The organism is Thioalkalivibrio sp. ALJ2 (assembly GCF_000378325.1).
GTDB lineage: Bacteria > Pseudomonadota > Gammaproteobacteria > Ectothiorhodospirales > Ectothiorhodospiraceae > Thioalkalivibrio.
The window spans coordinates 314581-334504 of sequence record NZ_KB899555.1; the positions used below are offsets into that span (position 1 = coordinate 314581).

Sequence of the window (19924 nt, forward strand, 5' to 3'; positions counted from 1 at the left end):
TCCATGAGAATCCTGGTCACCGGCAGCGCCGGTTTTATTGGCAGCGCCCTCTCCCTGCGCCTGCTGGAGCGGGGCGACGAGGTCATCGGCGTCGACAACCTCAACGACTACTACGATGTCTCGCTGAAAGAGGCACGCCTGGCGCGCACGCAGGACCACCCGAGCTATACCGAGGTCCGCGAGGACATCGCCGACCGCGCGGCGATGGAGCGGGTGTTTCGCGAGCATCGCCCGGAACGGGTGGTCAACCTGGCGGCTCAGGCCGGGGTGCGCTACTCGCTGGAGAACCCGGCGGCCTATGTCGACACCAACCTGGTCGGTTTCGGCAATATCCTGGAGGGCTGCCGGCACAACGGCGTGGAGCACCTGGTCTACGCCAGTTCCAGCTCCGTCTACGGCGCCAACACCACGATGCCGTTCTCGGTGCACGATAACGTCGACCACCCGCTGAGCCTCTACGCCGCGAGCAAGAAGGCCAACGAGCTGATGGCGCATACCTATGCGCATCTGTACCAGCTCCCGGTGACGGGCCTGCGCTTCTTTACCGTCTACGGCCCCTGGGGCCGGCCGGACATGGCGCTGTTCCTGTTCACCCGGAAGATCCTGGCGGGCGAGCCGATCGACGTCTTCAACTACGGCCATCACCGCCGCGACTTCACCTACATCGACGACATCGTCGAGGGCGTGATCCGTGCGCTGGACCGTCCGGCACGGTCCAATCCCGCGTGGACCGGGGCCGAGCCCGACTCGGCGACGAGTGCGGCCCCCTACCGGCTGTACAACATCGGCAACCACGAGCCGGTGGAGCTGATGCGCTACATCGAGGTGCTGGAAGACTGTCTGGGCAAGAAGGCCGAGAAAAACCTCCTGCCCCTGCAGCCGGGCGATGTGCCGGACACCTACGCCGATGTCGAGGCCCTGCGCGAGGACGTGGGCTATGCCCCCGCGACCGCGGTGGAAGACGGTATCGCCCGCTTTGTCGAGTGGTATCGCGAGTACTACCGCGTCTGATCAGTAACCCGGGCGCGCCGTACTGGCGCGCTACCCCCAGTACCCCTGCCGGAACCACTGGCCGCTGCGCAGGCAGCGGTACAGCCACAGCCTGCGCCCCTGCCGGTCGCGTGCGACTGCGTAATCGCGGCGCACATCCTGCCCGCGGTCCCACCAGCCATCCTCCAGCCGGCCCAGCCCGTGCGTATGCAGCGGGGGCGGGACCGGCTGCGGGTCCTGTAGCCAGAGCGCCGTGCCGCAGGTTTTTTGTGCGGGTGTCGGCAGTGGGGGCGAGGTCGCCGCCGAGTCGAGATCGTGCCGCGCGTCCTGGGCGGCCTCGGGACGCGGGATGCCGCTTGCGGTCAGCCGGACGATCGCCTGCTCGCCCAGGCGGGCACTCAGGCGGGCCAGCACGGCCGGCAACTGTGCATCCGGCGGCGGGTGGCCCGGGGTCTCGGCCAGCAGGCTGGCGCCCTGTGCGGGCGGGTCCAGCAGCCGCGTGGCGCGCAGGCGCAGACCGATGATCGGGGCGCGCAGGGCCTCGCGTTCCAGCCGGGTCTGCCACAGGGGCAGCCAGTCCTCGGCGCGGATACCGGGGTGGCCGCGCTCCAGCGTTATTCGGGTAGAGGAGGTAATACGTGCATGCGCCTCGCGATGCTTCAACTCCAGCGTCATACCCTGCAGGCTGCGGTTCAGGCCGCGCAGCTGGGCCTCGGCCTGGCGCAGCAGGCGCTTGAGCGGGAAGGCCAGGGCCTCGGTCGCATGAATCTCGTGTTCCAGGCGTAGCGACAGGTCCAGTTCCGGGGGCGGGTCGAAGCGCGGCAGGGTCTCCGTGCGCCGCCCCAGCAGCCGATCCAGCAGTGCCAGCAACTCCGGGCCGTGGCGGCGCGCGAGTTCGGGGCGCGCCAGCCGCAGCAGGTCGCCGAGCTGGCGCAGGCCGATGGCCCGCAGGCCCTCCCGGGTCGCGGCGGAGAGCGGCAGGGTCTCCAGCGGGACCGGTGACAGGGTGCGGCGCAGGGCCTCGCTATCTTCGGGGATCGCGGGATTACGCAGGGTGGCCAGCAGGCGAGCGGCGGCCGGACTGCGTGCCAGGCCGATGCGCGGGTGGAAGCCCAGTCCCTCCAGGGTGCCCCGCACCCGTTCCCGCAGGGCGGCGAGCCCGCCGAACAGGCGCCGGCTGCGGCCGACCTCCAGCAGGATGCGCCGGGCCTCCGGCTCCGGGTGCACGTGATCGGAGAACTGCAGCAGCACGCCGGCCAGCATGGCGATCTGCGCGGTCTGGGCCTGCGGGTCGTGCTCGACGAGTTCCGGGGTGTCGAGGATGGCAAGGGCATCGGCCAGCGCCATGCCCGGTCGGGCCCCGGTGCGGCGCGCGGCGCGATTAGCGGCATGCACGCGTGGAGCGGCGCCGGCCTCGACCACCAGCAGGGGGCGTTCGGTCAGCCGTGAACGGTCTGCCTCGGCACGCGCCAGGGTCTCCAGCGCCAGGTGCGGCAGCTCGACCGCCATCCACTGTTCGTTTGCTGAGCGTGGTCCGATCCGTGGGGCAGGGCCGGACTCCGCTGGATGCTCCGAGGGTGCAATCGAGGGCGGAATCAGTGCTGCCTGGTGCCATGCGCGGGCCGGGCGCGAGGCACGCGGGTGCGGGACGGCTTGTGGTCGCTCCGGATGGCCCATCTCAGGGCACCGGGATGTGCAGGGCCTGGCCGGAACGGGCCCAGTCGCCGATGCCCTTCAGGCAGTTCAGTTCGAGGCCGTCGGTGGCGGGCTGCCAGCGCAGGCGCTGATGGGCCGGGGAGGGCTGCTCCGCGGCGCGCGGCGGGCGGTACAGGATGGCGCAGGCCTGGCTTTCGGCCGCGGCCAGGCGCAGCCGACGCAACAACGCGGTTTCCACCGGGCCGCCCAGCCAGGCCAGCAGGACCCCGAAGGCCGGGTCGCGCAGGCATTGTTCGCCGGCCCAGAGGGTGTCGCGGTTGTGTTCGGTGCGGATCAGCAGCAACCGTTCCGGCGGGATGCCAAGCGGCTGCCAGCCCGGCAGCCAGGGCGTGGCGGGCGGCGCCAGCAGTGCGATCCAGTACCCCTCGCGACCGCAGGCCGCGAGCATGGGGACCAGCAGACGGGTCTCGCCACAGCCAAAGGGGGAGCCCAGGAGTTCGATCAGCTGGCCGCGCGGCCAGCCGCCCCCGAGGGCCCGGTCCAGCGCCGGGTGACCACTCGGCCAGACCGGGGCATTCGCGGCAGGGGCGGCGCTGCGCCCGCGCCACAGCGCCGGATGATCGAGCAGGGCATCAATGCCGGGCACGGGCTTAGCCCTGCGCTTCAAGATCGCGCAGTACGCCGACCCCGATACCCTCGATCGCCAGCTCCTGGCGCTCCAGGTCGATCTCGATCGGGGCGAAGTCGGGGTTCTCCGGCAGCAGGCGCACGCGGGCACCGTCCTGCTCGAAGCGCTTGACCGTCACCTCGTCCTCGATGCGGGCCACGACGATCTGGCCGGGGCGGGCCTCCGGGGTCTGGCGGACGGCCAGCAGGTCGCCATCGAGGATGCCGGCGTCGCGCATGCTTTCTCCATGCACGCGCAGCAGGTAGTCCGGGCGGGCCCGGAACAGGCTGTCGTCGATCCGGTAGTGGCGTTCGATATGCTCGGTGGCGAGGATCGGCGAGCCGGCGGCCACGCGCCCGACCAGAGGTAGTTCGGCCGGTCGGGCCGCATGCGTACCGGCCAGGCGGATACCGCGCGCGGCCCCGCCCACCAGTTCGATCGCGCCCTTTTTCTCCAGGGCCTTCAGGTGGCATTCGGCCGCATAGGGCGAGCGGAAACCAAAGGCACGGGCGATCTCGCTGCGCGTTGGGGCCGTGCCCTGGGTGGCGACGGTCTCGCTGATGTAGTCGAGGATGGCCTGCTGGCGCGCGGTCAGGGACACGGCGGGTGCTCCACGGATAACTGTTCATAAATACAGTATTCCGTGGCGAAGTCCGAGGCAAGTAGCGGCAAGCGCCTTCGTGATCGGTGTTTCCCTAAGGCGAGCCCTGCTCCAGTGTCTTGCGCAGGTGCTCGATCTGCTCCGGCTTGATGCCGGCGATGTCCTTGATCGGCAGGGTGAACGCGAAGCCGTTGCCGACCTCGCTCAAAGCGAGTTCTTCGTCCAGGCGTTTCAGCAGCCGTTCGGCGAGGCTGGCCTCCAGGATCATTAGCAGCACGTTGCGGGCCGCGGAGTCCTTCAGATCCATGATCGGTGTGCGGCGCAGCTGGGCAATGCCCTGGCCCTCCAGCAGCGTCAGGCCGGCGGCGCCCTCGCGGCGCACGGTCTCGATGGCACGGTCGGCCCGGTTGCGCGGGACCACGGCGGCGAGCAGTACGAATTGCATGGCGTTCCTCGCGCAGAAGATTAGGAAACACTGATCAATGTACACGCTCGCGCTCGAGTCGCTTTTGCGTGCGAACAAGGCGCGGTGACTGCCGTGCAGTCATTCTGCACAAGGGAGCCGCAACGCGGTGCGCGCGCAAAAGCGGCCGAGCCCCTTGGGGTTGGTACCCCAGGTTCCCCGATCCTGCGTTGCGGCCCTTGCCGGTAGAACCACTACCGGCTGCGCACCGCGCCTTGTCTCGGAAAACCTGGGGTACCAACGCGAGCGTGTACATTGATCAGTGTTTCCTTAGGGTTGGGCGGGGGTACCCGCGAACTGCATGCCCGCCAGGGCCTGGGCATCCAGTGTGAAGGCCAGGCCGTTGTACGGCTGCAGCAGGTCCAGTTCCAGGTTCAGGCGGCGGGCGATGCGCTCGGCGCGTTCCTCGTCCAGCTCCCAGATGCAGATCGACTCCCGGCCCTGGTAGGTCACGCCGAGAAAGGTCATGTGGTCCGGAAAGCCGAGCCCCGCGCCGTGCATCACCGTGCCGTCCGCGCCGCCTTCCTCGGCCGCGATCGCCAGCGCCAGGTCCTCGCGATCCTGATCGACGATGGCCACCAGAAATGTTTCAGCCATGATGTCTTTACTCCCCGCCCGGCTGGTCAGTTGCCGAGATAGCGGCGCAGCACGCGCTGCCAGTCGTCGGATTCCAGAATCTCCAGTATGGCAACGTTCATCGGGGCGCGCAGGGGCGAGCCCTGGGGCAGGGCGAGGGCGTAGTCCTGGCGCAGGAACTCCACCGGCAGGACCTCCAGTTCGCCGGCGAAGTGTTCGCGCGTCTGGTAGCGCAGCAGCGGGGCGTCGTAGACCATCGCATCGGCGCGCCCCTCGGCCACCGCCGTGAGGGCGGATGTCAGGTCCTGGTGGTCGCGGTAGGCAAAGCCCTGATCGTTCAGCCAGGCGGCAGCACTGGAGCCGCCGATGGTGGCGATACGCTGACCCTCCAGGTCGGAGACATTCTGGATGCCGGTATCCAGCGAGCTGACCGTCAGCGTGGTCGCGATCGCGGCAGTAAATGTAGACACGAGGATCAGCGCGGCGAACATCCAGACCAGCGCGATCATGCGTCCTGGCAGGGTGCGCGGGGCCTTGTCGCCATAGCCGACCGTGGTCATGGTGACTGCGGCCCACCAGAACGCGGAGCCGAGCCCCTGGGCGGCGTTGCCACCGAACTCGTCGGCGTTGCGCCGACGCTCGAACAGCCACAGCAGCGCGCCCACCAGCAGGAGCAGTCCGGCCAGGGCCAGTACCACCATCAGAAAGGGAACGGAGATGAAGGCCCGCAGCGCCCCGGCCACCGGGTTGCCCTGCTGAGGCACGGCGATGGACAGCCCGGTAGTGTAATAGGGGTGAGTGAAATCGACCCGCTCGGCGCGGTCCGAGGTGGCGGTCAGGGCGGCGACCGAGACATCGATACGCCCGTCCCCCAGCCCGTCGATCAGCCCCTCGAGACTGGTCTCGCGGTACTCGTAGTCCAGCTCCAGGCGCTCCGCGACCCGCTCCCACAGTTCGATCGCGATGCCGGTGGGGTGGCCCTCGGCATCGTCCGGCGGGATCACGAAGGGAGGTACGAAGCGGGTGCCGACCCGCAGTGTTTCCGTCTCACCGAGATCGGAGCCTGCCGTGGCCCCGGGGGGCTGGGCCGCGGCAGGGGCAGCCAGCAGCCCCGCGAGCACAGTCAGAACGATCAGGTACAACAGAGCGCGACCGCTACGGGGCATGGGCATATCCTCAAGGTGATTCGCCGTACCATACCGGGAATGCCCACAGGGAAACACCAACGGATGTACGACCCCTTTGCCTGCCCGGAACGCGCGCCAACGGCCATGGGTACGCCGCGCCCGGCGCTGGATGTCGGTTTTACCCTGGACTGGAGCAGTGCCGAGGTGCGGCATCGCGAGTGCCTGTTCCTGCCGTGGCTGATGCCGGCGCACGACGTCTGGCCGGGCGCCATCGGGTCGCAGCTGGCCGGCGTGGATGTCGGCGAGGCAGTAGACGTTCCGGGGGCACCTTTGGTCCCGGGGTGGGACCCGGCCGGGGAGGTCGAACTGCCGCCGGCGGCGTTCAATCGCCGCCTGCGCCGGCATCGGGTGGTGGAACCCCGGGCCGGGCGTTTCTATCCGCGTGCGTTCATCGCCGGCCATGCCGGCATCGAGGCCGGCGACCGCGAGCTGTTCCGCATCGGCAAGCTGGAAGACGCGCGGCTCGTCGCGGACCTGAACCATCCGCTGGCGGGCATGGACGACCTGCAGCTGCGCGCTCGGGTAATGGCGTTTCACGAGCAGGGACGCGAAGACGATCGGGCGGTGGCTGTTACCCGGATGCTGACGGCGCGCGGCCCGGGGATGCAGGCGCGGTGGCACGGGCGGCCGACGGACTTCTGGTCTGGGGAGGCCTGTGAGCGCGAGGATCCCGCGCCCGATCGCGAGTTCTACGCCGGGCCATGCATGGTGCATCACCTGGATGCCACGGCCCGTGCCCGGATCGCGGCGCTGTACGCCACGCTGATCCCGCAGGGTGCACGGGTGCTGGACCTGATGAGCAGCTGGGCATCGCACCTCGATCAGCTGCGAGGGCCCGAGGCGGTTGTCGGGCTGGGCATGAACCACGAGGAGCTGGCCGCCAACGAGGCCCTGGATCAGGCCCTGGTGCACGACCTGAACCGGCAGCCGGCGATTCCGCTGCCGCCCGCGAGCTTCGATGCGGTGGTGTGCACCGCCTCGGTGGAATACCTGACGCGCCCCCAAGCGGTATTCGCCTCGGTGCGCGAGCTTCTGCGCCCGGGTGGGGTGTTCGTGGTGGCGTTCTCCGATCGCTGCTTCCCGACCAAGGCGATCGCGGTCTGGGAGCAGTTGTACGACTTCGAGCGCATGGGGCTGGTGCTCGATTTGTTCCTGCGCGCAGGGTTCGACGACCTTTCCACGCTCTCGCTGCGCGGCCTGCCGCGCCCGCCGGACGACCCTTATGCCGGGCGCCTGGATTATGCCGACCCGGTGTTCGCGGTCTGGGGCCGGTGTCCGTGAGCAACCCCATCCGCATCATCGGCGTCGACTGTGCCACCCAGCCGCGCAAGACCGGGCTGGCCTGTGCCCGCTGGTCCGGCGACGACTTGCGCCTGGAGGAAGCCCGCCGCGCGCACCCGAGCGAGCCGGCGGCCGCGATCGTGGCCGGCTGGATGGATACGCCGGGACCCGTTCTGCTGTGCCTGGATGCCCCGCTCGGCTGGCCCAGCGCCCTGGCGCGGGAACTGTCGGGGCACCAGGCCGGTGCGGGCATTACGGCGGACGCGGATGCGATGTTCCACCGCCATACCGACCGGGTGATTCGGGAGCGCCTCGGCAAGCGCCCGCTGGAGGTGGGGGCGAACTTCATCGCGCGCACTGCGCTGGCGGCGGTCAATCTGCTGCAAGCGCTGCGCGACCAGAGCGGACGGGCGCTTCCGCTGCCCCGGGTTGCTGGGCCGGTTGCCGATTCAGCTGCGATCGAGGTGTATCCGGCCGCCCTGCGCAGGGTCCGTGGCTGGGATACCCGTGTCGATGTCCGGGCCCGGCTGCCCGAGGCCTTCGAGGGGCCCGTGCCAGACCTGAGTGTCGCCACCGACGATACGCTGGATGCGGCGCTGTGCGTGCTGGCCGGGGTCGATTTCCTGGCCGGACACGCAGTCGCGCCGACCGCGGATGAGGCGGCGCTGGCGGGCCGCGAGGGCTGGATCTGGTCGGCCGATCCGGACCCGTTTCGCAGGGAGGGAGATCGGCCCCCACGAACGACGTCTTAATCGGTAAACTGCGCGATGATTCGCAATGCCCGTGTCGCGGGCCGAACACAATGGGGAGCGCATGGCCGCAAGCAAGGCCAAATCCGGGGGCAAGGGCAGGAAGACGGCAGAGCCGGCTGCGGCACCCAGCCTGAGCGGGCAGTTGCTGCGCGGGCTGCGCGAGGGTGCGCTGCTGATCTTCGGCATGCTGGCGCTTTATCTGCTGGTCGCCCTGGTGAGCTATCACCCGGGCGATGCGGCCTGGTCCACCACCGGCGATGGCGAGAGCCTGCGCAACCTGGGTGGCACCACCGGCGCCTGGTTTGCGGACATCGCGTTTCACCTGCTGGGCTATCTGGCCTACCTGATTCCGCTGGCGGTCGGCGGCATCGGCTGGTGGCTGTTCCGGCATCGCCGCGAGGCGCGGATCGCCAGCCCGATGGAACTGACCGTGCGCGGGGTCGCGCTGATTGTGGCACTGATCTCGGGCGCGGCGCTGGCCGCGTTGCACCTGCTCCCGGGCGGGATGCCGGTGCACGCGGGCGGCATCCTCGGAGACTTGTTTGCCGGCTGGGCCGTGGCCGGGCTGAGCCTGGTCGGGGCGACGCTGGTGCTGCTGGCGCTGTTCCTGGCCGGGGTGACGCTGTTCACGGGCCTGTCCTGGTTCCTGCTGATGGACCGGCTGGGTCAGTTGACCATCCGTGGCTTCGAGCGGCTTCGCGCTCAGCTGGATTCGGCCCGGGATCGCCGCATCGGCGCGCGCGAGCGGGCCGAGCGCGAGACGCGGGTGGAAAAGGAGCGCAAGCGCACCGAGAAGCGCGCGCCCTCGCGCGTGGAGCCGCGCATCGAGGCGCCCGCGCCCAGCCCGCGCGTACAGAAGGAAAAGCAGGTCCCGCTGTTCACCGAAGGGTCCGGGGCCGATCCGCGTCCGCCGCTGTCCCTGCTGGACGAGGCGCCACCCCCGCCGGATGGCTTCTCGGAGGAGTCGCTGCAGGCACTCTCGCGCCTGGTCGAGCTGAAGCTGAAGGACTTTGGCGTGGAGGTCGAGGTGGTCGCGGTGCAGCCGGGCCCGGTGATCACGCGCTTCGAGCTGCAGCCGGCGGCCGGGGTCAAGGCCTCGCGCATCTCCGGGCTGTCCACCGATCTGGCGCGCTCGCTGTCGGTGATGGCGGTGCGCATCGTCGAGGTGATCCCGGGCAAGTCCACCGTGGGCCTGGAGATCCCCAACGAGAACCGCGAGATCGTGGCGCTCTCCGAGATCCTGCGTTCGGATCTGTTCGATTCGAACAAGTCGCCGCTGACCATGGCGCTCGGCAAGGACATCGGTGGCGGCCCGGTGATGGCGGATCTGGCGAAGATGCCGCATTTGCTGGTGGCCGGGACGACCGGCTCCGGGAAATCGGTCGGCGTGAACGCGATGCTGCTGTCGCTGTTGTACAAGTCCACGCCGGACGACGTACGCCTGATCCTGATCGACCCGAAGATGCTGGAGCTGTCGGTGTACGACGGCATCCCGCACCTGCTGTGCGAGGTCGTGACCGACATGAAGGATGCCTCCAACGCCCTGCGCTGGGCGGTGGCAGAGATGGAACGGCGCTACAAGCTGATGTCGGCGATGGGCGTGCGCAATATCGGCGGCTTCAACAAGAAGGTGCGCGATGCCGAGGCCGCCGGCGAGCCGTTGAAGGACCCACTGTTCAAGCCGGAGGAGGCGCTGACCGAGACCGAGGCGCCGGAGCTAGAGCCGTTGCCGTTCATCGTGATCGTGGTCGACGAGTTCGCCGACATGATGATGGTGGTGGGCAAGAAGGTGGAGGAGCTGATCGCACGCCTGGCGCAGAAGGCGCGCGCCGCCGGTATCCACCTGATCCTGGCCACCCAGCGCCCGTCGGTGGACGTGATCACCGGCCTGATCAAGGCGAACATCCCCAGCCGTATCGCCTTCCAGGTCTCCTCGCGCGTGGACTCGCGCACCATCCTCGACCAGATGGGGGCCGAGCACCTGCTGGGCCACGGCGACATGCTCTACCTGCCGCCGGGCAAGGCGATGCCGGAGCGCGTACATGGTGCCTTCGTCGGCGACAACGAGGTCCATCAGGTGGTGGAGTACCTGAAATCTACCGGCGAGCCGAACTACAACGAGGCGATCCTCGACGAGCCGGAGGCCGGGGCCGCCGCGATCCCGGGGCTGGAGGCACCGGGCGATGGCGAGGCGGAGACCGACCCGCTTTACGACCAGGCTGTGCAGATCGTGATCGAGACGCGCAAGGCCTCGATCTCGTTCATCCAGCGCCGCCTGAAGATCGGCTACAACCGTGCCGCGCGCATGGTCGAGGACATGGAGGCCGCCGGGCTGGTCAGCCCGGTGCAGTCCAATGGCAATCGCGAGGTCCTGGTCCCGGGGCCGAACGACTAGGGAAACACTGATCAATGTACACGCTCGCGCTCGAGTCGCTTTTGCGTGCGAACAAGGCGCGGTGACTGCCGTGCAGTCATTCTGCACAAGGGAGCCGCAACGCCGTGCGCGCGCAAAAGCGGCCGAGCCCCTTCGGGGTTGGCACCCCAGGTTCCCCGATCCTGCGTTGCGCCGCTTGCAGGTAGAACCACTACCCGCTGCGCGACGCGCCTTGTCTCGGAAAACCTGGGGTGCCAACGCGAGTGTGTACATTAATCAGTGTTTCCCTAACGCTCGGCCGGGTCCATGTACCGGATCCTGTGATCCGGCTCGACCTTTCTGTTGTGGTATTCACGTCCGGTTAAGCGACCGGGCGCAGGATCATCGTAAACACCCAACCGGAGTCCGCATGATCGTTCGTCTTGTCCCCCGTCTGTTGCTCGCCCTGGCCGCGACGACGATGTTCCTGTTCGCCGGGCCGCTGGCGGCCGAGCGCGGCCCGGCGCCGGATGCGCGCGCGGCGCTGGACCGTTTTGTCGAGGGACTGGAGACCTTTACGGCCGAGTTCACGCAGACGGTACGCGACGAGACGGGCTATGTGCTGCAGGAGTCCGACGGCTCGATGCAGCTGGGCATGCCGAATCGACTGCGCTGGGAGGTGACCGAGCCCTTCCCGCAGACGATCGTGTCCGATGGCGAGGACCTGTGGACCTATGACCCGGACCTGGCGCAGGCGACCGTGCGCCCGCTGGGGGATGCCTTCGATGCGACACCGATCGCGGCGATCACCCAGCCGGAGCGGCTGGACGAACACTTCCGCATGGATGTGCTGCCGGTAGGTGATGCCTCGGCCCTGCGCCTGCTGCTGATCCCGCGCAACGAACAGGCGGACTTTACGCATCTCGAGCTGGACCTGACGCCGGATGGTGACCTGACCCGCATGGCCTTTCGCGACATCTTTGGTCAGGAGACCGAGATTCACTTCGAGCGAAGCGAGCGCAATGCGCCGGTCGACGAGGCTGCGTTTACCTTCGATCCGCCATCCGGGGTGGATATCTATCGGCCGTAACGCACCATTCGCCGCGCCGTGGGAACCCTTGATGGGATTCGCTTGGCTCATCCCATCCTACAGTGCGGGGTGGGGGCAGGAGTAGGGTGCGGTTGAGCACCGCGAAACGCACCGTGCCGTGCGCCGTGGGAACCCTTGATAGGATTCGCCTGGCTCATCCCATCCTACGGCGCTGTGGGAGCGGCCTTGGCCGCCGGCGCTGTGGGAGCGGCCTTGGCCGCGAACTTCAGGAGCGGGGCGTGCCCAGCGACTGTTCGATGCGGTCGGCGATGGCGGTGATGCGGGCCGGGCCGGTCTGCTCGGCGCGCTTGAGCTGCTCCTGGCATTCGAGCATCTCGTGAGCGAGGTTCAGCGCCACCATCACGGCAATGCGCTCGGCGCCGACCACGCGGCCGGTGTCGCGCAGTTCGCGCATGCGCTCGTCGACCAGGGAGGCGGAGGCAAACAGGTCGGCGCGTTCCTCGGGCGGGCAGGCGATCTGGTATTCCTTGCCCAGGATCGAGACGCGTACGGGTTCGGACTGGCTCATTCGCTGTGCTCCATCGACCGCAGGCGGGCGATCATCGTCTCGACCCGGTGGCGGGCCTGTTCGTTGCGTTCCTTGAAGGCCGCGCGCTCGCTTTTGAGCTGACGAATCTGCTCGTGCAGCAGATTGTTCTCCTCGCGCAGGGCGGCATGTTCATCGAGCAGCCGCGTAATCGCGGTCTCGAGGCGCTCGACGGGATCGTGGCTGGAATCCTCGGACGACATGGCGACAGGCCCCAGTTCGGTGAAGGCGACCGCGCACGGCGCGCGACGCAGTCCATGGAGTCTAGGAGGCCCCCCCGCAAATCGTCAACTTGTGTGACCTTTTTGCGGGAGCGCCTTCACTATTGCCATCCGCGACTGCCGGCGGCGACAGGGCCAAACGCGCGCGGACACGGCGCTTTGTTGCGACTCCTATGGCGGGCTGGTCACAATAGGCGGCATATCATTTCTCAGGAACTGCCGCGCCCATGATTCAGCCCCCCGAACCCGACCCGCAGGCCACCGTGATCGAGGGCACCGCCCACAACGGCAAGCCCTGCCGCATCGTGGACAATACCGGGGCGATCCCGCGCGCGGATCTGGAGCAACTGCTGGCGGACCTGATCGCGGAGAAGCGCTTTGGTCTGAATGCGCTGTCGGCCACCGGGTCCAGCGCGATCAAGCTGGGCGAGCCGCAGTTCACCCATCTGCAGGTCGGTGACGACCTCTACCGCTTCCTGCTGTTTCCGTACGAAGCCCGTCTGGAGTCCTTCTGATGGCTGCTCCGACCGGCGAATCGACCAAGGCGCGCGGCGGCCTTGAATCCGACCCGACCGCGCTGGCCGAGCAGCTCGCGCATGGCCTGCGCCGCATGGGCTTCGCGCAAACGCCGGCCTCCGCCCACGGGCTGTTCACCGGCTGTGTGGTCGCGGACCCCGGCGCGGATGTCGAGGCGCTGGAACAAAGCCTGGGCGAGGCGCTGCCGCTGACCGATGCCGCGCCGGACGACTTCCGCGCGACGGTGGAGGCGATCCGCCGGGCACTGCTGGCGCAGCTGTACGACGTCGAGCTCGGCTTCGGGCCCCTGCTGCCGGAAGACGAGCCGATCGAGGCGCGTGCCCAGGCCCTGTCCGAGTGGGTCGACGGCTTTATCTCGGGTTTCGGGCAGATGCCCCGGCTACAGCAGATGAAGCCCTCGGCCGAGGCCAGTGAAATCCTGCGCGACTTTGCCGAGATTGCGCGCATCGAACTGGAGCCGGAGGACGACGAAGACAACGCCGCCGCCTTCGAGGAACTCAACGAATACGTGCGCGTCGGTGTATTGCTGATCGCCGACGAGCTCGCCCCGGACGACCCGAAACGGATCCCGATGCAATGAATGCCCCCACGCGCCCCCCGCTGCCCGGCAAGACCCCGACCATCACCCTGGCCGAGTTCGCCCGGCGGCGTCAGCGCCTGATGCGCGGCGTGGGTGGCGACTCGATCATCGTGGTGCCCGCGGCGCACGAGCAGGTGCGCAATCGCGATGTCGACTACCCGTTTCGACAGAACAGCGACTTCCTCTATCTTACGGGCTTCCCGGAGCCGGATGCGGTCGCCGTGTTCGTCCCCGGACGCGAGGCCGGGGAGTACATCCTGTTCTGCCGCGACCGCGACCCCACGCAGGAGACCTGGCAGGGGCGGCGCGCCGGACCGGACGGGGCGATGGAACACTACGGCGCGGAGTGCGCGTTCCCGATCGAGGACATCGACGAGATCCTGCCGGGCCTGATGGAGAATCGGCGCGTGCTGTGTGCCCCGTTCGGGCGTGACGAGGCGCTGGACCAGCGGCTGTTCGGCTGGGTCAATCGGGTCCGCGCGAAGGCGCGCAACGGCGTACGGGCCCCGCATGAATACGTCGCGGTCGAGCACTACGTGCACGAGCAGCGCCTGTTCAAGAAGGCCCCGGAGCTGCGCATGATGCGCCACGCGGCCGCGATCTCCTGCCAGGCCCATATCCGCGCGATGCAGGCGGCGCGACCGGGTGTGACCGAGTTCATGGTCGAGGCCGAACTGCTGCACGAGTTTCACCGCCATGGCACCGAGCCGGCGTATCCCTCCATCGTCGGCGGTGGCGAGAACGGCTGCATCCTGCACTACATCGAGAACCGCGATGTCCTGAACGACGGCGACCTGCTGCTGATCGATGCCGGCTGCGAGGTGCAGGGCTACGCCTCCGACATCACCCGCACCTTCCCGGTCTCCGGCCGTTTCAGCGACACCCAGCGCGAGGTCTACGAGTGCGTGCTGGCCGCCCAGCACGCGGCCATCGAGCAGACCCGCCCGGGCAACCACTGGAACGACCCGCACGATGCCGCGGTGCGCGAGCTGACCCGCGGGCTCAAGGATCTGGGCGTGCTCAAGGGCCGGCTCGACAAGCTGCTCAAGGACCACGCCTACCGGCCTTTCTATATGCACCGCACTGGCCACTGGCTGGGGCTGGATGTGCACGACGTCGGCGACTACCGCGTCGGCGACGCCTGGCGCCTGCTGGAGCCGGGCATGGTGACCACCGTGGAGCCGGGCCTCTACTTCGGCCCGTACTCCGAGGCCCCGAAGGCCCTGCGCGGCATCGGCATCCGCATCGAGGACGACGTCGCCGTCACCCGCGACGGACACGAAGTCCTGACCGCCGCCTGCCCCAAGACCCCCGACGACATCGAAGCCTGCATGGCCGGCGACCTCCCGGGCTGGACCTGACCATGCGCTCCCGCCCAAACCCGGCCAACCCAAAATTCGTAGGGTGCGTGGAGCCCCGCGAAACGCACCGATCGCCGGGGTGTGCCCTCGCCCCCGATGCGATTCGCTACGCTCATCCGCATCCTACGAAGGTTCGTGGCCCCGGGTACCGTCATCGCGAGGTGCGCAGCGCCGCGGCGATCACCTTCCACAGCCACCGGACCTCGCCGCTGCGCCAGCGTCCGGAGATTGTCACGGCCCCTTCGGGTCCCCGCTCCCGCCAAAGCCCGGCCCACCCCAAAACCGTAGGGTGCGTTGAGCTTTGCGAAACGCACCGGTCGCTGGGGCGTGGCCACACCTTTGATGCGATTCGCTGCGCTCATCGGCATCCTACGAAGGTTCGTGGCCCCAGGTACCGTCATCGCGAGGCGCGCAGCGCCGCGGCGATCGCCTTCCGAAGCCACCGGATCCGGCCGCTGTGCCAGCGTCCGGAGATTGCCACGGCCCCTTCGGAGCCTCGCAATGACCGGGTGCGGCGCTGAGATGAGCGTGCAAACCCCCGACATCGCCATCATCGGCGGCGGCCCGGTCGGCAGCCTGGCTGCCGCGACGCTCTCCCGGGCCGGCTACTCCGTGGCCCTGTTCGAGCGCGGAGCCGCGCCGAAGCCGGACACCACCCGCCCCGACACCCGCGGCTACGCCCTGGCCGCTGGCTCCGTCCAGCTGCTGGACGACCTCGGCTACTGGTCCTCCGTGGCCGAACAGGCCACCCCCATCCGATCCATCGTGGTCAGCCGTCGCGGCGGGCTGGGGCGGGTCCACCTGAACGCGCGCGACCACGGCCGCGCCGCGCTCGGGCAGGTCGTTCCGGCCGCCGCCCTGGATCCGATGCTGAACGAGGCCTGTCGCGCGGCTGGCGTGGACCTGCACTACGACTCGACCCTGGACGGCCTCGATCCGGCCGAGGGCGACCGGCGGACGCTGCACATCCAGGGAGCAAAGGGTGAGTCGGCCTGGTCCGCCCGTCTGATCCTCGCGGCGGACGGCGTGAGCTCCCCGACCCGCAAGGCCCTGGGCCTCCCGGTGCAGCGTCTGCGCTACGACGCCGATGCCCTGGTGTTCGACGTACGCCCGGATCGCCCGCACAACGGCCAGGCCTTCGAGCGCTTCACCGACGAGGGGCCACTGGCCCTGCTGCCGCAGGCCGATGGCCGCATGAATGTCGTCTGGGTGGCGCCGCCGCAGACTTGTGAACAGCGCCTGGAGCAGGGCGAGGCGGAACGCCTGCGCGAGTTGCAGGCCCGCTTTGGCTGGACACTCGGGCGCCTGCGTCCGGCGGGGCCGGTCGTGCGTTTCCCGCTGGAGCGCGTCCACGCGCCGGACCCGGTCGCCGAGCGTGCGCTGCTGCTCGGCAATGCCGCGCACTCCGTGCATCCAGTCGCCGGGCAGGGGCTCAACCTGTCGCTGCGCGACGTGGCGGGCCTGCTTGGTGCGCTGCGCACGGGCCGGCAAGTCGATGGCACGCCCGCGTTTGCCGCTGACCCGGGTGCGGCGGCCGTGCTGGAGGCTTATGCGAAAGAGCGGCGACAGGATGTGGGTAGCGTCGTCGCGGCCACCGATTTCCTCGCCCGGGGCCTGCTGCACGCCGCCGGGCTGCGCGGCCACGGGCTGGGGGCCGGCATGATGGCGGTCGATCGCCTGCGCCCTGCGCGCGATGCGCTGGCCCGCTCCGCAATGGGGCTGGGTCCGCTGCCGCGCCATACGCTCGCCCATCTACCCGCAGCCGGGCAGGGCACGCCATGACGAAAGGCACCCACGAAACGCTGGACGTCTTGGTCGTGGGCGCGGGCGCCGTCGGCGGGGCGATCGCCCTGGGCGCCGCGCGGCAGGGCCTGCGGGTTGGCGTGCTGGAACGCAACGCCGCGCCCCAGTTCGATCCGGAGACGACACCGGTCACGCGGGTTGCCACGCTCAACTCCGCCTCCATGGCCTTTCTCGACGAGCTGGGCGTGCGCAAGGCGCTGGAGCAGCGCCGCGCCCATGCGTTCTCCGGCATGTACGTATGGGATGCGAACGGTCCCGGCCACATCCGCTTTGATGCCGATGCGCTGGGCGTCCCGGCGCTTGGCTGGACGGTCGAGCTCGCCGCGCTCGAGTCGGTGCTATGGAGCGAACTCGAGGCCGCCGGCGTTGCCCTGTACCCGCAGACCGAATGGAAGTCCCTCGACCGCCGCCCGGACCGGGTCGATGTGCACGGTGACCACCGGCAGCCGATCGCCTCAGCCCGTCTGCTGGTCGCGGCCGACGGGGCGCGTTCCCGTGTCCGCGACTACGTCGGTATCCCGTTTACCGGGCACGACTACGACGCGCGCGGCGTTGTCGCGACCATCACCACCGAGCACCCGCACCAGGACACCGCCTGGCAGCGCTTCGTCGAGGACCGGATCATCGCGCTCCTGCCGCTGGCGGACGGGCGCTGCTCCATCGTTTGGTCGCAGCCGGAATGGCCGGCGGCCGAAGACACCCTGGCCCTGGACGACGAGGCCTTTTGTGCGGCGCTGGAGCAGGAGACCGATGGCTGCCTGGGCGCGATTACCGCCACCTCCCCGCGCGCCAGCTTCCCGCTCACCGCGCGGCACGCCAAGACCTACCACTCCGGCCGTGTGGTACTGGCCGGCGACGCCGCCCATACCATCCACCCGCTGGCGGGCCAGGGCCTGAACCTGGGCCTGGCCGACGCCCGTACCCTGGTCGACGGGCTGCGGGGCCCCGCCCGCCACGACCCGGGCGCGGAGACCGTCCTGCGCGCCTACACCCGCGCCCGCCGCCCGGAAAACGCCTTCATGCAACGCGCGATGGACGGCTTTAAGCTCCTCTTCGGCACCCAGGCCGCCGGGCTCCCCGAACTGCGCGGCCTCGGCCTGCGCCTGGTCGACCAGGCCGACCCCGTCAAGCGCCGCCTCGCCCGCCGCGCCTTCGGCCTCGATTAGCGCAATCGCTGCCACACCCCCTGTAGGAGGCCAGCCCTCTGGCCGATCGGGCATTGGGCGACTCCCAATCGGCCAGAGGGCTGGCCTCCTACAACTCCATCTTCCGCCTTGCACGCCGCAGGATGCGTTGAACCAAGCGAAACGCATCACTCCACTCCAGCCTTCGCGCCGTCGGCTCAATTGTCGCCTTCCCGCAACAAATACTCTCGAACGCCTGTCCTGTACCGCTTCGTTGCACATATGCAACAGCTTCAGGGCGGCCGTATTCCATCCTCTAACCCGCCTGAAAGCGCACTTTTCTACAAAATAAGATCATCCTTATATGGGTGCTCCATCACAACTACCGTGCATCCTCGGCAGTTGCCATTATTGCGCTTATTCAGTGCCTTGCGATGAAGTTCTGCACTGTCTTTCACCCGTATCCATGCGTTCCTCCCGGTTACCGAGGCGCAAACTTCCAACGCACTCGACATTTTTTCGCCACAAAGGGTTGAAATGCGACACCGTGGTGTATATAAAACACCTGTCATTCGCGGCATCGACCGTGGATGCAGGCGTAGAAACGAACCAAACACCTCTCCTGGGAGATACGCAACATGAAAAAACAGATTCTCGCAGTCGCCGTTGCCGGCGCCTTCGCAGTCCCGGCCTTCGCCGCCGCTGACTCCTCCGTCACCCTGTTCGGCCAGCTGCAGACGCAGGTCGTTCACACCAGCTCCTCTGGTGGCTCGCTCGAGAGTGGCTTCCGTCAGTACGACGCGGGTGGCATCGCCGGCGGTGCTCTCTCGGATGCGCTTAGCAGTGAGTTCGGTGACGCGCCATTCGGTGCGGGCAATTTCGCATTCCCGGGCGGTGCCGGTGATGGCGCCGGGCCGAACCGGTTGGGTGTTAACGTCAATCATGACCTTGGCAATGGCTTGACCGCCCTGGCCAAATTCGAAGGTGACTTCCAGACTGGCGCGGCTAGCGACGAGCCCGGCTTCGAAAGCGGCATGCGTGATATCTATGTCGGCTTGCGTGGCGATTTCGGCCAGGTTATCGCTGGTCGTATGACGTCGTCCTACAACACCGCTGGTAAGGACCCGCTGAATGCCACCTTCATGCAAGGCCGCACGAACGGTGCTCGCCTCGGCGGACTTGGTGGATTCGGTAATGGCGGCTACGTTGAGCGTGGTATTCGCTATTCCAACAGCTTCGGAATCGTGGGGCTGGACGTTGGTGCGTTCATCGACAATAACGACGATTCCGACACGGCATTCTCCGCCCGCGTGAACATCGATCTCGACCCGGTTGAACTGTACGTCGCGCACGCGGATTACGGTGATTTCCAGGGTGGCGCCAGTACCCAGCGCAACAGCAAGATTGGTGTTGACTGGTCGACCGGCCCGTTCCGCGTGGTCGGCGAAGTTGAAGATTTCAAATACGGTGAAGATGGCTTGTACGCCGAAGGTAATACCTACTTCCTGTCCGGCACCTATACGATGGGCCGCAACGACTTCGTGCTGAACCTGGGTCACACCCGCCGTGACAGCATCGATGGCAACAGCATCCCGAACACCGACTACGCCGCGATCGCTGTTAAGCACAGCTTCAGCAACCGCGTGATGGCCTTCGCCGGCGTGGGCTACAACTCCACCGATGACTTGGGTTATCGCCTGGTTGAGGACGATGGCGTAGAGGTGATCGAGCCTACCGGTCGCAGCCTGTCCTTCACCGGTGTGGGTGCCGGCATGCGGGTGTCCTTCTAAGCCCAAGCACTCCCTACAAGCGGTATAACAACAAGCACTAGCTTGTTTTACGGGGCCCCCAGGGGCCCCGCTTTTTATGCACAACCTTCGGCCCCGTTCGGGGCTTTTTTGTTGAGGCCTTCCCGAAGGGCTGTAGTGCGCCGAGGCAATGCGGACACGCGTGACTACCGTGTGATCCAAGTTACGCGCCATGGCGCGTAGTGAAGTGACTCTCCTGCCTGCGTTTCAAGTGATGTCTTGGTGGCGGCGAATGGTACGCGCGACGTGCGGTCCATCTTGAAGCGTGCGCAACCCCGTGCCGAGTTGGCCCTCTAAGGCGGGCGTATGCGTTGCAACCTCACGCCC

The 19924-nt window shown here is 68.2% G+C and carries 19 protein-coding genes; 11 read left to right on the forward strand and 8 right to left on the reverse strand.

The genetic code is table 11. The features are described from left to right. The first annotated feature begins 3 nt into the window (after window positions 1-3). The gene (locus F468_RS0106740; protein WP_018994806.1) at window positions 4-1011 is read left to right on the forward strand and encodes an NAD-dependent epimerase; all 1008 of its coding nucleotides are present in this window, start codon (window positions 4-6) and stop codon (window positions 1009-1011) included. Between the two features lie 30 nt (window positions 1012-1041). On the opposite strand, the gene F468_RS0106745 is transcribed toward F468_RS0106740, so the two are convergent. The 6 genes from F468_RS0106745 to F468_RS0106770 all read right to left on the reverse strand — a co-directional run bounded on the left by F468_RS0106745 (window position 1042) and on the right by F468_RS0106770 (window position 6119). After that, complete coding sequence (locus tag F468_RS0106745; RefSeq protein WP_018994807.1) at window positions 1042-2499, reverse strand: DNA polymerase Y family protein; 1458 nt, start codon at window positions 2497-2499, stop codon at window positions 1042-1044. A gap of 169 nt (window positions 2500-2668) precedes the next feature. After that, the gene (gene imuA / locus F468_RS0106750; RefSeq protein WP_018994808.1) at window positions 2669-3292 is read right to left on the reverse strand and encodes a translesion DNA synthesis-associated protein ImuA; all 624 of its coding nucleotides are present in this window, start codon (window positions 3290-3292) and stop codon (window positions 2669-2671) included. Between the two features lie 4 nt (window positions 3293-3296). Beyond that, on the reverse strand, window positions 3297-3914 hold the full coding sequence (gene lexA, locus F468_RS0106755; protein ID WP_018137559.1) for a transcriptional repressor LexA: 618 nt from the start codon (window positions 3912-3914) through the stop codon (window positions 3297-3299). Between the two features lie 94 nt (window positions 3915-4008). Continuing rightward, the gene (locus F468_RS0106760; protein ID WP_018994809.1) at window positions 4009-4359 is read right to left on the reverse strand and encodes a hypothetical protein; all 351 of its coding nucleotides are present in this window, start codon (window positions 4357-4359) and stop codon (window positions 4009-4011) included. A gap of 288 nt (window positions 4360-4647) precedes the next feature. Further along, the gene (locus tag F468_RS0106765; RefSeq protein WP_018138356.1) at window positions 4648-4974 is read right to left on the reverse strand and encodes a hypothetical protein; all 327 of its coding nucleotides are present in this window, start codon (window positions 4972-4974) and stop codon (window positions 4648-4650) included. Between the two features lie 26 nt (window positions 4975-5000). Continuing rightward, window positions 5001-6119, reverse strand: coding sequence for a transporter substrate-binding domain-containing protein (locus F468_RS0106770; RefSeq protein WP_018138357.1), 1119 nt, complete (start codon window positions 6117-6119; stop codon window positions 5001-5003). A gap of 63 nt (window positions 6120-6182) precedes the next feature. Here F468_RS0106770 and F468_RS0106775 point away from each other — a divergent pair, with 63 nt between their 5' ends. The 4 genes from F468_RS0106775 (at window position 6183) to lolA (ending at window position 11616) form a co-directional block, all read left to right on the forward strand. Continuing rightward, window positions 6183-7421: a methyltransferase domain-containing protein gene (locus F468_RS0106775; RefSeq protein WP_018138358.1), complete on the forward strand. Its 1239-nt coding sequence runs from the start codon at window positions 6183-6185 to the stop codon at window positions 7419-7421. After that, a complete protein-coding gene (locus tag F468_RS0106780; RefSeq protein ID WP_020404934.1) occupies window positions 7418-8173 on the forward strand; it encodes a DUF429 domain-containing protein in 756 nt (251 codons plus the stop codon). Before F468_RS0106775 ends, F468_RS0106780 begins: the two co-directional genes overlap by 4 nt. A gap of 25 nt (window positions 8174-8198) precedes the next feature. Beyond that, window positions 8199-10568 carry a DNA translocase FtsK gene (locus F468_RS0106785; protein ID WP_018138360.1) on the forward strand — a complete coding sequence of 790 codons (2370 nt, stop codon included), beginning with the start codon at window positions 8199-8201 and terminating at the stop codon, window positions 10566-10568. A gap of 388 nt (window positions 10569-10956) precedes the next feature. Further along, window positions 10957-11616, forward strand: a complete 660-nt coding sequence (gene lolA / locus F468_RS0106790) for an outer membrane lipoprotein chaperone LolA (RefSeq protein WP_018138361.1) — start codon at window positions 10957-10959, stop codon at window positions 11614-11616. A gap of 226 nt (window positions 11617-11842) precedes the next feature. Here lolA and F468_RS0106795 read toward each other — a convergent pair whose 3' ends face one another. Both F468_RS0106795 and zapB read right to left on the reverse strand, forming a co-directional pair. Further along, a complete protein-coding gene (locus tag F468_RS0106795) occupies window positions 11843-12145 on the reverse strand; it encodes a cell division protein ZapA (RefSeq protein WP_012983191.1) in 303 nt (100 codons plus the stop codon). After that, window positions 12142-12366 (reverse strand): cell division protein ZapB, encoded by a 225-nt coding sequence (zapB, locus tag F468_RS0106800; protein WP_018138362.1) that lies wholly within the window; start codon window positions 12364-12366, stop codon window positions 12142-12144. The genes F468_RS0106795 and zapB overlap by 4 nt, the downstream gene beginning before the upstream one ends. A gap of 245 nt (window positions 12367-12611) precedes the next feature. Here zapB and F468_RS0106805 point away from each other — a divergent pair, with 245 nt between their 5' ends. The 6 genes from F468_RS0106805 to F468_RS0106830 all read left to right on the forward strand — a co-directional run bounded on the left by F468_RS0106805 (window position 12612) and on the right by F468_RS0106830 (window position 19579). After that, window positions 12612-12899 carry a hypothetical protein gene (locus F468_RS0106805; protein WP_018138363.1) on the forward strand — a complete coding sequence of 96 codons (288 nt, stop codon included), beginning with the start codon at window positions 12612-12614 and terminating at the stop codon, window positions 12897-12899. After that, window positions 12899-13501, forward strand: coding sequence for a UPF0149 family protein (locus F468_RS0106810; RefSeq protein ID WP_018138364.1), 603 nt, complete (start codon window positions 12899-12901; stop codon window positions 13499-13501). Before F468_RS0106805 ends, F468_RS0106810 begins: the two co-directional genes overlap by 1 nt. After that, window positions 13498-14862: a Xaa-Pro aminopeptidase gene (gene pepP, locus F468_RS0106815; protein WP_018994810.1), complete on the forward strand. Its 1365-nt coding sequence runs from the start codon at window positions 13498-13500 to the stop codon at window positions 14860-14862. Before F468_RS0106810 ends, pepP begins: the two co-directional genes overlap by 4 nt. Window positions 14863-15384: 522 nt before the next feature. Further along, window positions 15385-16644, forward strand: coding sequence for an FAD-dependent monooxygenase (locus F468_RS0106820; protein WP_026296505.1), 1260 nt, complete (start codon window positions 15385-15387; stop codon window positions 16642-16644). Continuing rightward, a complete protein-coding gene (locus F468_RS0106825) occupies window positions 16641-17831 on the forward strand; it encodes an FAD-dependent monooxygenase (RefSeq protein ID WP_018994812.1) in 1191 nt (396 codons plus the stop codon). The genes F468_RS0106820 and F468_RS0106825 overlap by 4 nt, the downstream gene beginning before the upstream one ends. 596 nt (window positions 17832-18427) lie before the next feature. Next, window positions 18428-19579, forward strand: a complete 1152-nt coding sequence (locus F468_RS0106830) for a porin (protein ID WP_018994813.1) — start codon at window positions 18428-18430, stop codon at window positions 19577-19579. Window positions 19580-19924: the final 345 nt, after the last annotated feature.

Excerpts from the sequence above, each read along its gene's own strand:
- F468_RS0106740 (WP_018994806.1), top strand. The coding sequence starts at position 4 with ATGAGAATCCTGGTCACCGGCAGCGCCGGTTTTATTGGCAGCGCCCTC.
- F468_RS0106745 (WP_018994807.1), bottom strand. The coding sequence starts at position 2,499 with ATGGCGGTCGAGCTGCCGCACCTGGCGCTGGAGACCCTGGCGCGTGCC.
- F468_RS0106760 (WP_018994809.1), bottom strand. The coding sequence starts at position 4,359 with ATGCAATTCGTACTGCTCGCCGCCGTGGTCCCGCGCAACCGGGCCGAC.
- F468_RS0106765 (WP_018138356.1), bottom strand. The coding sequence starts at position 4,974 with ATGGCTGAAACATTTCTGGTGGCCATCGTCGATCAGGATCGCGAGGAC.
- F468_RS0106770 (WP_018138357.1), bottom strand. The coding sequence starts at position 6,119 with ATGCCCCGTAGCGGTCGCGCTCTGTTGTACCTGATCGTTCTGACTGTG.
- F468_RS0106775 (WP_018138358.1), top strand. The coding sequence starts at position 6,183 with ATGTACGACCCCTTTGCCTGCCCGGAACGCGCGCCAACGGCCATGGGT.
- F468_RS0106785 (WP_018138360.1), top strand. The coding sequence starts at position 8,199 with ATGCCCGTGTCGCGGGCCGAACACAATGGGGAGCGCATGGCCGCAAGC.
- lolA (WP_018138361.1), top strand. The coding sequence starts at position 10,957 with ATGATCGTTCGTCTTGTCCCCCGTCTGTTGCTCGCCCTGGCCGCGACG.
- F468_RS0106795 (WP_012983191.1), bottom strand. The coding sequence starts at position 12,145 with ATGAGCCAGTCCGAACCCGTACGCGTCTCGATCCTGGGCAAGGAATAC.
- zapB (WP_018138362.1), bottom strand. The coding sequence starts at position 12,366 with ATGTCGTCCGAGGATTCCAGCCACGATCCCGTCGAGCGCCTCGAGACC.
- F468_RS0106805 (WP_018138363.1), top strand. The coding sequence starts at position 12,612 with ATGATTCAGCCCCCCGAACCCGACCCGCAGGCCACCGTGATCGAGGGC.
- F468_RS0106810 (WP_018138364.1), top strand. The coding sequence starts at position 12,899 with ATGGCTGCTCCGACCGGCGAATCGACCAAGGCGCGCGGCGGCCTTGAA.
- pepP (WP_018994810.1), top strand. The coding sequence starts at position 13,498 with ATGAATGCCCCCACGCGCCCCCCGCTGCCCGGCAAGACCCCGACCATC.
- F468_RS0106820 (WP_026296505.1), top strand. The coding sequence starts at position 15,385 with ATGAGCGTGCAAACCCCCGACATCGCCATCATCGGCGGCGGCCCGGTC.
- F468_RS0106825 (WP_018994812.1), top strand. The coding sequence starts at position 16,641 with ATGACGAAAGGCACCCACGAAACGCTGGACGTCTTGGTCGTGGGCGCG.
- F468_RS0106830 (WP_018994813.1), top strand. The coding sequence starts at position 18,428 with ATGAAAAAACAGATTCTCGCAGTCGCCGTTGCCGGCGCCTTCGCAGTC.